Genomic DNA, 12,495 nt, shown 5'->3' on the forward strand with positions numbered 1-12,495 from the left:
TTCCCCATCGTGATAGCATTTACCAATGGAAGGAAATGGGTAACTACTTGCGGACACCAATCAAGATGCAGGAGACCCCCACCAGAATCCAGGCAATTTTGGCAAAGCTAACCCGATCCGACATGCCTAATAAACCGATCGTTGTAGTGGTGATCAAGATGATTGGCCCGACAATCGCAAGACCTGAATTAATGAGCAGAGCTTTTTCGACCTGGTTCACTTTTAAAATGAGCAAAGCTGCAATGATCTCGATACTACCTGAGAAGACCCTAAGCGCCGCCATACCCATAATTGCTTTTTCCAACATACCGTCTCGTCCTCCCCTCCTTTCACTCTATGCCTGTACCACATCATTTCAGCACTTTTTGCATTTCCTCTATAGGCTTTTGCCCTCACTCCTCCCCTCCGCTGGGCATACACTGAACCATACGCCTAGAAGAAATGAGGAACTTGCCGATGGTAGAGTGTGATCAATCGTTTTTGCCTGAAAGCTGGGCAAACCCGTCCGGGCAAATACGAGAGAAGCCCCGTGCGAAGGGCTTAACCATGGTCATTGACAAAGGCCTTGGGCTTACCGCTTATTCCGACTTGTTAGCGCTGGCTGCTCCCTATATCGATCTATACAAACTCGGTTTTGGCACCATCGCTCTGTATCCGCTCGAAATACTCAACCAAAAATTGACCCTCGCAAAACAAAATGGCGTACACATCATGCCAGGAGGAACTTTTTTTGAAATTGCTATCCGTCATAATACGATTGCAGATTATATGAAGCTGATTCGCACTCTCGGTTTTACTGCGGTAGAAATATCCGATGGAACGTTCCCTTTATCCTTCTCACAGCGTCAAGAAGCCATCAATTACGCATTAGACAATGATCTGGTGGTCTATACTGAGGTCGGGAAAAAAGCGGCCGATTATCGCGCTTGTCGAGAGGAATTGCTGGAGACACTTAGCTTCGACCTGCACAACGGTGCCAGTCACGTTATTGTCGAAGCGAGAGAGAGTGGTACTGTCGGCGTATGCGACGGGGACGGCAATATTGACGATTCCTTCGTTCGAGATATTGTCTCGGCGGCCAAAGAAAAAGCCTCCCGCCTGATCTGGGAAGCCCCACAAAAAGATCAACAGGTCTGCTTCATTAAGGCCGTTGGCAGCGACGTAAATCTCGGAAATATTGCCTATACGGATGTATTCTCTGTGGAGACGCTACGGCGAGGATTGCGCGGCGATACAGCCCTACTCATGGAGAGAGGGGGGGTTTATCCGTGCGAATAGAAGTGGTGCCGACCGTGGAAGAAATTCGTTTTGAACAGATCAGCAATCATGTTGTCATTGTCATCGATGTGCTTCGAGCCTCCAGTACGATTGTCACCGCATTAGGCAATGGATTTCGTAGCGTCATCCCGGTCGAAACCATTGGGCAAGCGAACTCGCTGCGCGCCAACGACTGTATTTTGGCTGGTGAACGCCACTGCAAGAAAATCCCGGAATTTGACTGCAACAACTCACCAACCGAAATCGCTTCTCTGGGGAAAACGGGGAGCCAGCTGATTCTCACCACGACGAACGGGACTCGCGCGATCCAAAAAGCAGAACGTGCCTCTGTACTCTTGATCGGCTGCTTCTTGAATGCCACTGCATGCGTGCAGCACGCTCTTTCGTATCATCTCGATATTACGCTGTACTGTGCAGGTACCCGGTCTGAATTCGCTTTGGAAGACGGTCTGGCTGCCGGCTTGATGATTGTCCAGGCACAACAATCGTTACCGAGCATCCAAATTTGTGATCTGGGTGAAGTTCTAAAAGCGAGCTATCTTTACTACGCAGGAAAACTGAGCGAGCTGTTACCCCACACAACAACAGGAAAAAGGCTCGTCCAGCATCATCTCGCAAGCGATATACGGTACTGCGCTCAAGTAGATCAGTATCAAATCGTTCCCTATATCAAGGAGAAACGCATACTCCCACACCTTGTCTCATAATGTGAATGGAGAACAGGGACAGGGGTTATGATGCCAATGATGTCTGGAGAAGTGATGCTCGTCATCCTGATCGTTATCGGTCTTATTGGGCGCTCACCAATTATTGCGACTGCCGCGAGTATATTGTTGGTGTTGAAGCTAACGGCGCTGGAGCGTTTTTTCCCAACGGTAGAACGTCGCGGATTGGAGCTCGGCCTGCTCTTTTTGACCATTTCCGTACTGGTTCCATTCGCCAGCGAAAAAATATCGTGGAAGGACGTCACCCCACTATTCACGACGGTAGTCGGACTGACAGCACTAGCTGGTGGAGCCATTGCCACCTGGATGAATGGAAAAGGACTCGATTTGCTGCGCTCTGAGCCACATATGATTGTCGGTCTGGTGATTGGCTCGATTATTGGCATTGTGTTCTTTCGAGGCATTCCCGTCGGGCCTTTAATGGCCGCTGGTATTACTGCGTTTGTATTGAAGCTGTGGGAATGGTTTGGAAGCAGATAAAAAACATAATCCCCCTCTTTTACATGCAGGAGGGGGATTTGTCTATGTTGTTTTAGCGTTTGGTGTTATTGGACGTCTCAAATGGAACTTCCCAGTTGAGGTCTTGGTATTGGCGTTGTTGAATAGCGTGAGACAGCTTTACTTCTTTCGGCTGTTTTTCAAGGTCGCGGATGAAGAATGTTCCTGTAACATGCACTCTTCCATCCTTGCCTCTTGTATATGTTGTTCCGTTAAGAGATACATTGTATGTTTGTTTGGACTCATCCAGTGCCGACCATTCAGTCGTGTAGACGATCCCTTCTGGCAGTATAGCCGAGAACGGAATCAGTGCACCTTTTCCAAAATAGGTCTCATTCCCAATTTTTTCTTCGTCCTCCGTTGTTTTTAAGGTAAAGCCCGTTAAGGTATAGGTACTATCATTGTTTGTCACGCTCACCTTATCCTTTAACAAGCTATCCACCGGGATGGTTGCCTGAAATTTCGATGGCTCATACAGATACAGAGAGTGCATTTTCAATTTGTACGCTTGATCCTTTGCCAGGGGAGTTATCCCATTCCATTTCGTAACTCCTTTGCCGTCATCATGCACTTTTCCACGGTACGAGTGCTTGACGTTGTTCTTTCGAATTTGGTTAAGTTCTTCATGCAGGGCATCGTCCCATCCTGCTACTACATTCCCTTTTTCATCGAATATTTGAAACGCGACTCCCATGTCGATGAAATACCTCTCCATCCGCTCCGCCTCTGTGAATGTTCCTTGTTTTGGCTCTTTTACAATCCAGCCGTTTTGCTCTTTCCATTTTTGGATTTGTTCTTCTCTTTCTTTTGTCCAGTCTATTTCCAACTCCATCATACTTGTGCTCGGTAACGTCATAATGTTTTGCAACATGATCTCGATTCCATGCGGAGTCATATATTTTCGTCCGATCTCTGTATAGTTTGCCACTTCCCTCGCCTTCTTCATATCAACTGGAAACTCTACCTTCCAGCTACCTTCTTTCCCTCCCAACATGGTTGCTTCGACACCGACGATCAACTCATCTGGCAATGATTTGCTATCTTTCAGGAATCGGAAAATATCATGACTGACGACAAGATACTCTCCTTCTTCCCCGTAGGAATAGCCCCCTCCCCCAGGATTCAGGTCTTCACCTGACTTCGTTTTATAAGTAAGGGACAATGCGTTTTTTTCCATATCAAACGGGATACGCTTGCCGTTTTGATCCACGATATTTGCAATGATCGCCATCCGCGCCGGATCTGCAACCACTTCTTTTACAAGCAGTGTAATTCCTTGTTCCGTCACCTTTTTATTGATTTGCTGGACATACCCTTTCTCCGCTGCCTGCTTCATTCCTTGGTCGATGCCTTGTATGGATTGGATGACACTGTTTACATAGCTCGCAAAAGTCGGTGACACCATGGACCCAAACGTAATGATTGCCGTGACACTCGCTACGGCTAACGCAGTTTTCTTCACAATGTTTACGCTCCTTTTTTTCCAATCTGGTTTTGGCTTTGTTAATTTCACTTGCTCTAACGCCGTCATCACCTGGGCAGTAAAATTTGAGGGCAACGCGCTTGGAACGTGCATGCTCGAAAACTCCTCGCTGTTATCCTCTTCCTCCATCATCTGCCGCTGGCAGAGCAGGCACTCTTCGACATGTCGTTCCAGCAGTCTAGCTTCACCTGCAGATAGCTCACCAGTCAAATACTTGCGCAACTCTTCAGTTTTGGAGCAATTCATAGATAGAAGCACCTCCTGACATTTCTTGCGCGATACTAGCCCGGAGCCTTTTCTTGGCGTGATGGATACGCATTTGTACAGTTGTGACCGGAACATGCAAAAGCTCGCTAATCTCTTTGTAGCTCATCTGTTCCAAGTATTTCAGCAAAAACACGACACGGTAATCTTCACCTAACGCCATGATTTGCTGCTGCAAGCTATCTTGCTTTTCTTTTTCCAAATAAGCTTTTTCAGGTGTATCGGATTCAATCAGCCTTATCTCTTCCAAAGGTGTTTTGGTGTAGTGCTTGTTCTTGCGCCACGCGTCTATACACAAGTTGGACGCAATCCGATACAGCCAGGCCAAAAAAGCATCTGTCGGCTTATACTTATCCAGTTGACAGTACGCTTTGATGAAAGCCTCTTGTGTCAGGTCTTGGGCATCTTGCTGCTGCCCCGTCATTCGATAAAGATAGCTGTATAATCGATCTTTGTACTTGTCGACCAGGTGCGCATAGGCATCCCGATTCCCTGTTTGTACCTGTTGTATGAGCAACCAATCATCCTGCAAAGGAAATCCTCCCATTTCAAAAAAGTTCGCTGCGCAGCGTTCGTTTTGGCAGGTTCATATGGATTAACGGATCATTTTGGTTTTTCTTTCCAAAAAAGAATACATTTTTAAAAAAAAGCTTGATTCAAGGGGATTCACTGGCCGTCTCCACTTCCAAAAATAAAACCGCCCTTGATAAGGGCGGTCGAATGACGTCTATCACTTCCATGAATGGTAGATATTTTTCGCGTACTTGGTAATGGCTTCATCGTAATCTGGATACGGATATCCGAGACTTTCTGCCACTGCTTTGGCGTACTTTCGAAATAATTCATAGCAAGTGAATAACGATTCCCACATCTGCGTGTAGCCATTTTCGTGATAAGTGGATCGTAACGCTTCCCAATCTTCTTTTGGAAGATAGTGATCTATAAATTTGTAATTTTTCCCGACACTAAAGGTAAACCCTTTCTCACATCCGATTTGCCAAGCCATCATTCGGAGCAAATTCGGTCGGGAAATTTCGTTGAGATGGTCAATCGCAAACAGGATTTCTTTTCTTGCCAGACCTTTAACAACGTAAGTAGAGACCATCCAAAATTCATTGTAGCAGTCATCAAACTCTCTAGCAGTTGGCTTCCGGGTCCAATATTGACGATCGGAAGCGACCACCTCGTGTTTAATAAGCTCGTCCTTATCCAGCAATACCTCAACTAGACCGTCGCTATCTGCAAAATACTGCTCTGTCTCGTCTATCGGAATCAGCGTCAGATCTACTTTATTTCCATCCTCAAATAGCATGAGATAGGAAAACCAATTCCCTAACTCGGACGGAAAAAGCTCCATATCCTCCGGCTTTTGCATCATAATCCGATTCCCAAAAACATCGAGCCATCGATCATTTTCCTTGAAAGAATCCATCTCTGTCACAAAATACGAAATATCATAATCTTGGAATGGATCAGCGGGTATATTTTTGTTCGTACGTGACCCTTCCAAGGTTACCAAACGGATTCGATCATCCTTCCTGGCGAAATCGATCAGCATGCTCATCATTTCTTGTTCCGTTCTCAAAGCCATACCCCTCCACCCTACTCTTTCTCCGTACCACTTAATGTAGTGCAATTGCATAATTTTTACAATACCGCATCATTAGGAGAAGCAAATAAAAAAGCTGCACCCATATATGGGCACAGCTTTTTCTTGCAATCCGTACTTTTACGCGCGGGAAACGTATGCTTCCGTACGAGTGTCGATGATTAGACGCTCTCCTTCTTCTACGAAGAGAGGAACGTTTACTACGAAACCAGTTTCCAAGGTTGCTTTCTTTGTTACGTTAGAAGCAGTGTCACCTTTTACACCTGGCTCACATTCTGTTACAACGAGTTCAACTGTGTTCGGCAATTGAATACCGATTGTTTCTCCGTTGTACTGCATGATTTGCACGTTCATGTTTTCCTTGAGGAAACGCAGTTCACGCTCAATTTGCTTTTGAGTGAACGTCATTTGCTCATAGGTTTCTGTGTTCATGAAAGTGTACTCGTCTCCGCTCGCATACAGATATTGCATCGTGCTGGATTCGATACGGGCAGGGTTAACTTTTTCACCACCGCGGAAAGTCATTTCCGTCGTGTTACCGCTGCGCAGGTTGCGCAGTTTGGAGCGAACGAAAGCCGCACCTTTACCTGGTTTTACGTGTTGGAATTCTAGCACGGTAAAAATATTGCCATCCACTTCGATTGTCAAACCGGTACGAAAATCGTTTACAGAGATCATGGTAGTCCTCCCAAATCAATCAATAACAGAATAAGTATAAATTACACAGGCAAAATGAGCAACTCTTTCGTGGACTTGTTCAGGTTCTCATGACCATCGACAGTAATCCACACATCGTCCTCGATGCGAACGCCACCAAGTCCTGTTACGTAAATACCTGGCTCCATCGTTACGAGCATACCTGGCTCCAATACGAAGGTACTTACAGTCGACAGCCCTGGCAGCTCGTGAACTTCCAGCCCGAGACCGTGACCTGCGCTATGTCCATAGGCATCGCCATAGCCTGCTGCTGTGATGATATCTCTCGTTGCTGCGTCAGCGTCTTTTGCGGATACACCTGGCTTCAGTGCTTCCAAACCTGCGAGCTGTGCACGCAGAACGATTTCGTAGATTTCACGCATTTTCGGGTCTGGCTCTCCCACAGACAATGTGCGTGTGATATCGGAATTGTAGCCCTGATAAGCAGCACCAAAGTCGAGCGTAACCATTTCCCCTGCCTGAATCACTTTCTCGGAAGCTCGTCCATGTGGCAGAGCACCGCGCACACCCGACGCTACGATCATATCAAATGCAGAGCCTGTCGCTCCTTGTTTGCGCATGAAGTATTCCAATTCCAAAGCAACATCGGATTCACGCACACCTGGCTTGATGTAGCCCTGAATATGCGTAAATGCTGCTTCCGCGATACGAACCGCTTCACGAATAATAACCATCTCGGATTCGTCTTTAAACATGCGGATTTTTTCAAGCAGACCGCTTGTTGGCACCAGTTCTACTCCGTCAAATCCTTTGTTCCAATCCTGATAGGTGCTAAAGGCCACGCTGCTCTCGAATGCCAAACGCTTAATCCCTTTTTCTTGCAGGAGCTTTGCAATCGCTTCAACAGCTTTTCTCTCGTTATTTACTACAGTAAATTCAGGTGCTTGTTCTTGCGCTTGTTCCACATAGCGGAAGTCAGTGACGAGAAACGCCTCTGTTTCGGTGACAATTACCCATCCCGTTGATCCGGTGAAACCACTCAAGTAGAAGCGATTCTCTGTTTTTTCGGTAATAAACGCCTCTGCTCCAACTTGTGTAAGTGCTTCACGCAATTTATGCAAACGTTGTTTCATGGCAGCCTTTTTCCCCTTTTTGACAGCTTTTATTTTTTTTCGATTTTACGGACGAGCGCTCTTAGCGCCCATTCATATCCATCGATCCCCAATCCGACAACCTGTCCAATCGCGATAGGAGCGATGACTGAGTGATGGCGAAATGGTTCCCGTGCATGAATATTGGAAATATGTACTTCAATCGTTGGCAGAGCCACACTGGCCAATGCGTCTCGGATCGCATAGCTGTAATGTGTGAATGCCCCTGGATTGATCAAGATGCCGTCATGGACACCTCTCGCCTGATGAATCGCGTCGATGAGGACACCTTCGTGATTCGATTGGAGATGCTCAAGCTTTCCGCCCAACTCATCCATGACACCCGTCAGGATTGTCACCACATCCTCCAGCGTTTCCCTTCCGTAAACATCCGGCTCCCTTGTCCCCAATAAATTCAGGTTGGGTCCGTTCAATAACAAGACGGAAGTCATCGACCATCCCTCTCCCTATAAAAGTTTTTTTACTAATGAAACATTTTACCACATGCCGTCCTAGTTCCATAGTGGGCATTCATCTATGAAACTTTTCGAACATTGTTACATCCATTTTGACAAGGAACGGAGAAATCCTCCTACCTTGTAGACTCATTCCATGTATGATTCTCGTCGGATTGCTCGAGTATGATTGTCATCCCGATAAACAAGCCAAACGTCAAATACCAAGCGCCCTCCGTACTTAAAGTGGCTATCTCCCAATTTCCGATATGAAAGAAGAAGCCTGCTATCACTAGCATGCCAGCCCCGTAGACGAGTCCCAACCACCAGGCACGGATCCGGCTAAAAAGCAAGCTGAACACAAAGGAAGCAACGGCTGTTTCAACGAATAGCACGATACCACCAAGGCACACGCTCGCAAACTTATTTTCGTCCTCGATGTTGATAAAGGGACGTGCAAAAGCTCCGACTCCATACGGGGTCATGTTCAAAAAGTGAGCCATTAACCGGACGAGCCCCCAAATGATCGTTCCCCAGAATGCGACCTCCAAAATCTTCGAAGTGGAGACTCTTTTACTCCCTTGCTTCTCTTCTTCCGTATGGGATACACGCGCTTGCTTGTGTTTCCGTCCTGTTTTGCTTATTTCCATTTCCATCACCTCTGTTCTCTAGTATGCTCTTCCTCTAAGCTTTTCACTTTTGCTTTACATTTGTTGGAAAAGTGCGAACTCCTTGTAGCTTCAAGTCGCCATTTCCGTTAATATAGTGGTAAGGATGGTGATTGTATTGGCGCAACAAAACGTACCTAGCTACGGCGGTCAGGCCGTCATCGAAGGAGTTATGTTCGGTGGCAAAACCATGACTGTTACGGCTGTTCGCAAAAAAAATCATGAAATTGAGTATTTTGAATCCCCAAGATCGGAATATAAATGGATTACTACGCTGAAAAAGATTCCGTTTGTGCGTGGGATTGTTGGTTTGGTCGAAGCCAGCGCCAATGGGGCCAAACATCTCAACTTCGCCTCTGAACAATACAGTATGGAGTCTGGAGAAGAAGTATCTGAAAGTCCATCGAAGCTCACTATGATTTTAGGTGTTGCTGTCGTCGGAGTACTTTCCTTCCTGTTCGGGAAATTCGTATTTACACTCGTTCCCGTTTTCCTGGCTGACTTTTTACTCGGAAAATGGGTACCGGATGGCGTTCCTCAAACCTTGGCTGAAGGCGGATTTAAAATCTTGCTCCTCCTCGGCTACATTACAGCGATTGCACAAGCTCCGTTGATTAAAAGGCTTTTTCAATACCACGGAGCCGAGCATAAAGTGATTAACGCATTCGAATCCGGGGTAGAATTAACAGTAGCCAATGTACAAAAATTTTCCGCTCTGCATTATCGTTGCGGTAGCAGTTTTCTCATTTTCTCAGTGTTCGTCGGTGTCGTGATTTACTCACTGTTCAGTTATGACTCCCTGACGGAGAGGGTCGTACAACGCATTGTTCTTTTGCCACTGGTAATCGGCGTCTCTTATGAGGTTTTGCAGTGGACAAACAAGCTCCGTGATGTACCAGTCCTACGTTACCTTGGTTATCCAGGATTGTGGTTGCAAAAGATCACGACTCGTGAACCAGATGACAGCCAAGTCGAGGTAGCCATCGCTTCATTCCAAAAGATGCGGGAGCTTGATCAGAAGCACGTGCAGGAAAGAATGGTTACGACCGGATAGCGTGAGGCATTTTTATTCCCATAGAGGTGAAGCCCTATGTTACGCCGCATTCCACCAGTGATTCTGATAGTGATCGTATTAGCGATTTACGGATTTTTGATCACACTCATCAATGACCCTGTTAGTACGATTATCATCTTGGGATTATCCGTTGTACTTTTCTTGGTCGTGCGCAACTATTTACAAACCGGCTCCTTCTTTTCACAAGGCGCAGGCTCTGGCAAACCTAGACAGCCAAAGGTCAAGGTGAAGCCAAAGCCCTCCATAGGTCGGCAAGCAGTGAAAAAGCAGCCGACTACCCCGAGAAAAGATCATCCGTTTCGTGTGATCGAAGGCAGCAAAGGAAAGCAAAAAGAGAAACAAGACGAAAAATCGCAAAATAATATCTCCCACTAAAAACAAGAACAGGTTGCCTGAATCGGCGACCTGTTTTTGTTTTTCACACCAGCATTTTCGGAGAGCTATTGCGAAACACTTTTACGTAATCTTCAAAATCCCATTGTGCCAAAAATTTGTGAGCGGCTGCCTCCCCTGACTCAAACAATTGCTGCCTCATTTCTTTTGACATCTGAAATTGGGTTGTCCTTACCCCTAATGTATGAATGAAAATCGTCCGAACGGCTTTTGCCTTTTCCACATACAGACGGTCATGGGCATCGAGCATAGTCGCCAGCAATCCCCGAGAGAAGGAAAAAAGCCCTTTGATACTGGTCGCTTCTCTCTTGTTTTGATCATCACTCAGGCGAAAACCAATTGTCGGCCACCGGGGAGTCCCCTCTACATCAAATAACCACACGGGGTAGTTGCTCAATAATGCGCCATCGACGATGTAGTGCACATGTCCAGCACTTGTCAGTTTTGCGGGCTGAAAAAAGAACGGAATAGAGGAAGACATACGAACGGCTCGTGCCACAGGAAAATGATCTGGTTCTACACCATACCGTGCCAAATCGTCGGGAAATATAAGCATTTTTCCGTCAGTGACATCAGAAGCGACAACTTTCAGCTTACCAGGAGGAAGATCTCCAAATGTTCGCACTCCTTTTCGCTGTAACAACTTCTCTATGAACAACTCGATTCGATCTGCTCGATAAACCCCTTCCCGCACGACTAGTTCATAGATTGGTCCGATGAGAGGGAGCCTGCCCAGCCCTGAGCGCTTGAGAAAGTGAAGGTAATCCAGCTCTTCAAAGATCGGTTTCAACTCATGGCTTGAATAGCCTGCGCCAAGCAAAGCTGCAACAATGGAGCCAGCCGAGGTACCAGCGAGCCTTTCCCATGTGTATCCATTCTCCTCCATGACTCGCAAGGCACCGATAAAAGCGATTCCTTTTACGCCGCCACCTTCAAAGACTGCATCCGCTTTCACTTTGTTTCCCCTCCCTAAAATTCCTCCCCATTTTCCATGTATAAGACGACAGCTTTTCCGTTACCACAAAGAAAAACGCAAGCCTGGTCGGCTTGCGCTATAATACGATAACGATATAGACTATTCCTCTTTTTGCTCATCTAACAAACGAATGTTACGAAGCTCTTCTATACGCTTTGGATCTGCCTCGAAGTACTGAACCAAATACTCCAGGCATGTAATCGATTCCCAGCTCAGGTGGTGCTCGATTCCTTCCACATCCTGATAAATATGCTCTTCATCCAAGCCAATGATCCGCATAAATTCTTCTAGAAGACTGTGACGGTCCACTAGGCGTTTTCCGATTTTCTTCCCTTTTGGCGTCAAGACAAGCCCGCGGTATTTTTCATAAACGAGATACTTGTCTTTGTCTAGCTTCTGAACCATTTTCGTGACCGAAGAGGGATGTACTTCTAACGCTTCAGCAATATCGGAGACACGAGCATAGCCCTTTTCTTCAATTAAGTTGTAAATGCGTTCCAAATAGTCTTCCATACTCGGCGTCGGCGGCATTGTGAACCCCTCATTTCCAAACCGTTATTTCATCTAGCCAAAAAAGGCACGTAGAAATATCATACCGTGTAATGAGAACCATTTGCAAGAGAAAAGTACCTATCGCAGCTGTTTTTCTGGTGTTGGGTTCATCATTTGGACATATTGTACGAGTTGTTGACCCAACTGCTCCATGCGCGCCTGCAAACGCTCATCCTTCAGCTTGCCTTCTGGTGTAAAAGCATTGTAAGCACTTGGGATGGAAGGGCTAGATGGCAACGGCCATGCATGCAGGTTGCGCATGATTAACTGCAAGGTGTTGACCGTGTTCGTAGCACCCATGCTTCCCCCAGCGACGCCAATGATGGCAACCTGCTTGTCACGCAAAATGCGCCCTTCCAGGAAGTCAATGGCGTTTTTCAAAGCACCTGTCATTGTGCCATGGTATTCAGGCGAACCGATCACAAGTCCATCCGCTTCAGAAACCGCTTTGACAAATTGATGGACAATTTCAGGGTACGTACTGGTATCATCACGATCATCATACAGCGGCAGCTTCCAGTCCGCGAGATGAATCATTTCAACATCGGCACCTGCAGCCTTCGCTGCTTCGAGTACAATATGAATCGCTTGTTTGGTCGTAGAATTGGCATTCATGCTTCCGGCTATTCCTACAATTTTCATGGTTTCACCCCATCGATAATCTAAATACTGGTATGATCATCATTATATTCCATTAAGTATAATTTGTAA

General features: G+C 46.3%; 16 protein-coding genes. 5 read left to right on the top strand and 11 right to left on the bottom strand.

The features are described 5' to 3' along the window. Positions 1 to 43: 43 nt before the first annotated feature. Complete coding sequence (locus POF51_RS04765) at positions 44 to 307, bottom strand: YqhV family protein (RefSeq protein WP_017247992.1); 264 nt, start codon at positions 305 to 307, stop codon at positions 44 to 46. Positions 308 to 456: 149 nt separating this feature from the next. Between POF51_RS04765 and POF51_RS04770 the strand changes: the two genes are divergently transcribed. Genes POF51_RS04770 through POF51_RS04780 form a run of 3 tightly spaced genes read left to right on the top strand, consistent with a single transcriptional unit; the run spans position 457 to position 2,483 of the window. Next, complete coding sequence (locus tag POF51_RS04770; protein WP_069844614.1) at positions 457 to 1,278, top strand: phosphosulfolactate synthase; 822 nt, start codon at positions 457 to 459, stop codon at positions 1,276 to 1,278. Beyond that, positions 1,269 to 1,985, top strand: a complete 717-nt coding sequence (locus POF51_RS04775; RefSeq protein ID WP_069844613.1) for a 2-phosphosulfolactate phosphatase — start codon at positions 1,269 to 1,271, stop codon at positions 1,983 to 1,985. Before POF51_RS04770 ends, POF51_RS04775 begins: the two co-directional genes overlap by 10 nt. A 36-nt stretch (positions 1,986 to 2,021) precedes the next feature. Beyond that, complete coding sequence (locus POF51_RS04780; protein ID WP_012686015.1) at positions 2,022 to 2,483, top strand: DUF441 domain-containing protein; 462 nt, start codon at positions 2,022 to 2,024, stop codon at positions 2,481 to 2,483. Positions 2,484 to 2,535: 52 nt separating this feature from the next. On the opposite strand, the gene POF51_RS04785 is transcribed toward POF51_RS04780, so the two are convergent. The 7 genes from POF51_RS04785 to POF51_RS04815 all read right to left on the bottom strand — a co-directional run bounded on the left by POF51_RS04785 (position 2,536) and on the right by POF51_RS04815 (position 8,770). Continuing rightward, positions 2,536 to 4,230, bottom strand: a complete 1,695-nt coding sequence (locus POF51_RS04785; protein ID WP_069844612.1) for a DUF4179 domain-containing protein — start codon at positions 4,228 to 4,230, stop codon at positions 2,536 to 2,538. After that, on the bottom strand, positions 4,211 to 4,780 hold the full coding sequence (locus tag POF51_RS04790) for an RNA polymerase sigma factor (RefSeq protein WP_069844611.1): 570 nt from the start codon (positions 4,778 to 4,780) through the stop codon (positions 4,211 to 4,213). The genes POF51_RS04785 and POF51_RS04790 overlap by 20 nt, the downstream gene beginning before the upstream one ends. Positions 4,781 to 4,978: 198 nt before the next feature. Then, positions 4,979 to 5,833 carry an aminoglycoside 6-adenylyltransferase gene (gene ant(6) / locus POF51_RS04795; RefSeq protein WP_069845449.1) on the bottom strand — a complete coding sequence of 285 codons (855 nt, stop codon included), beginning with the start codon at positions 5,831 to 5,833 and terminating at the stop codon, positions 4,979 to 4,981. A 144-nt stretch (positions 5,834 to 5,977) separates the two neighbouring features. Continuing rightward, positions 5,978 to 6,535 carry an elongation factor P gene (gene efp, locus POF51_RS04800; protein WP_007725738.1) on the bottom strand — a complete coding sequence of 186 codons (558 nt, stop codon included), beginning with the start codon at positions 6,533 to 6,535 and terminating at the stop codon, positions 5,978 to 5,980. 41 nt (positions 6,536 to 6,576) lie between these two features. Continuing rightward, positions 6,577 to 7,647, bottom strand: coding sequence for a M24 family metallopeptidase (locus POF51_RS04805; RefSeq protein WP_069844610.1), 1,071 nt, complete (start codon positions 7,645 to 7,647; stop codon positions 6,577 to 6,579). Between the two features lie 29 nt (positions 7,648 to 7,676). Further along, on the bottom strand, positions 7,677 to 8,117 hold the full coding sequence (gene aroQ, locus POF51_RS04810; RefSeq protein ID WP_007725740.1) for a type II 3-dehydroquinate dehydratase: 441 nt from the start codon (positions 8,115 to 8,117) through the stop codon (positions 7,677 to 7,679). A 140-nt stretch (positions 8,118 to 8,257) separates the two neighbouring features. Then, the gene (locus POF51_RS04815) at positions 8,258 to 8,770 is read right to left on the bottom strand and encodes a YqhR family membrane protein (RefSeq protein ID WP_069845448.1); all 513 of its coding nucleotides are present in this window, start codon (positions 8,768 to 8,770) and stop codon (positions 8,258 to 8,260) included. A 124-nt stretch (positions 8,771 to 8,894) separates the two neighbouring features. Here POF51_RS04815 and POF51_RS04820 point away from each other — a divergent pair, with 124 nt between their 5' ends. Next, a complete protein-coding gene (locus tag POF51_RS04820) occupies positions 8,895 to 9,842 on the top strand; it encodes a DUF1385 domain-containing protein (protein ID WP_017247982.1) in 948 nt (315 codons plus the stop codon). Positions 9,843 to 9,878: 36 nt separating this feature from the next. Next, positions 9,879 to 10,238 carry a hypothetical protein gene (locus POF51_RS04825; protein WP_069844609.1) on the top strand — a complete coding sequence of 120 codons (360 nt, stop codon included), beginning with the start codon at positions 9,879 to 9,881 and terminating at the stop codon, positions 10,236 to 10,238. Between the two features lie 43 nt (positions 10,239 to 10,281). Here the strand turns inward: POF51_RS04825 and POF51_RS04830 are convergent, their stop codons facing one another. The 3 genes from POF51_RS04830 to POF51_RS04840 all read right to left on the bottom strand — a co-directional run bounded on the left by POF51_RS04830 (position 10,282) and on the right by POF51_RS04840 (position 12,426). Continuing rightward, a complete protein-coding gene (locus POF51_RS04830) occupies positions 10,282 to 11,211 on the bottom strand; it encodes a patatin-like phospholipase family protein (RefSeq protein ID WP_069844608.1) in 930 nt (309 codons plus the stop codon). A gap of 120 nt (positions 11,212 to 11,331) precedes the next feature. Then, on the bottom strand, positions 11,332 to 11,763 hold the full coding sequence (gene mntR, locus POF51_RS04835; RefSeq protein ID WP_017247979.1) for a transcriptional regulator MntR: 432 nt from the start codon (positions 11,761 to 11,763) through the stop codon (positions 11,332 to 11,334). A gap of 99 nt (positions 11,764 to 11,862) precedes the next feature. Continuing rightward, entirely contained in the window at positions 11,863 to 12,426 is a 564-nt protein-coding gene (locus POF51_RS04840) for an NADPH-dependent FMN reductase (RefSeq protein WP_017247978.1), read from the bottom strand. Positions 12,427 to 12,495 lie beyond the last annotated feature (69 nt).

This window comes from Brevibacillus sp. AG (assembly GCF_028369215.1).
Taxonomy (GTDB): Bacteria; Bacillota; Bacilli; order Brevibacillales; family Brevibacillaceae; genus Brevibacillus; species Brevibacillus porteri.

Coding starts and splice junctions, on each gene's coding strand:
- POF51_RS04765 (WP_017247992.1), bottom strand. CDS start 307: ATGTTGGAAAAAGCAATTATGGGTATGGCGGCGCTTAGGGTCTTCTCA.
- POF51_RS04770 (WP_069844614.1), top strand. CDS start 457: ATGGTAGAGTGTGATCAATCGTTTTTGCCTGAAAGCTGGGCAAACCCG.
- POF51_RS04780 (WP_012686015.1), top strand. CDS start 2,022: ATGATGTCTGGAGAAGTGATGCTCGTCATCCTGATCGTTATCGGTCTT.
- POF51_RS04785 (WP_069844612.1), bottom strand. CDS start 4,230: ATGAATTGCTCCAAAACTGAAGAGTTGCGCAAGTATTTGACTGGTGAG.
- efp (WP_007725738.1), bottom strand. CDS start 6,535: ATGATCTCTGTAAACGATTTTCGTACCGGTTTGACAATCGAAGTGGAT.
- POF51_RS04805 (WP_069844610.1), bottom strand. CDS start 7,647: ATGAAACAACGTTTGCATAAATTGCGTGAAGCACTTACACAAGTTGGA.
- aroQ (WP_007725740.1), bottom strand. CDS start 8,117: ATGACTTCCGTCTTGTTATTGAACGGACCCAACCTGAATTTATTGGGG.
- POF51_RS04815 (WP_069845448.1), bottom strand. CDS start 8,770: ATGGAAATAAGCAAAACAGGACGGAAACACAAGCAAGCGCGTGTATCC.
- POF51_RS04820 (WP_017247982.1), top strand. CDS start 8,895: ATGGTGATTGTATTGGCGCAACAAAACGTACCTAGCTACGGCGGTCAG.
- POF51_RS04825 (WP_069844609.1), top strand. CDS start 9,879: ATGTTACGCCGCATTCCACCAGTGATTCTGATAGTGATCGTATTAGCG.
- mntR (WP_017247979.1), bottom strand. CDS start 11,763: ATGCCGCCGACGCCGAGTATGGAAGACTATTTGGAACGCATTTACAAC.
- POF51_RS04840 (WP_017247978.1), bottom strand. CDS start 12,426: ATGAAAATTGTAGGAATAGCCGGAAGCATGAATGCCAATTCTACGACC.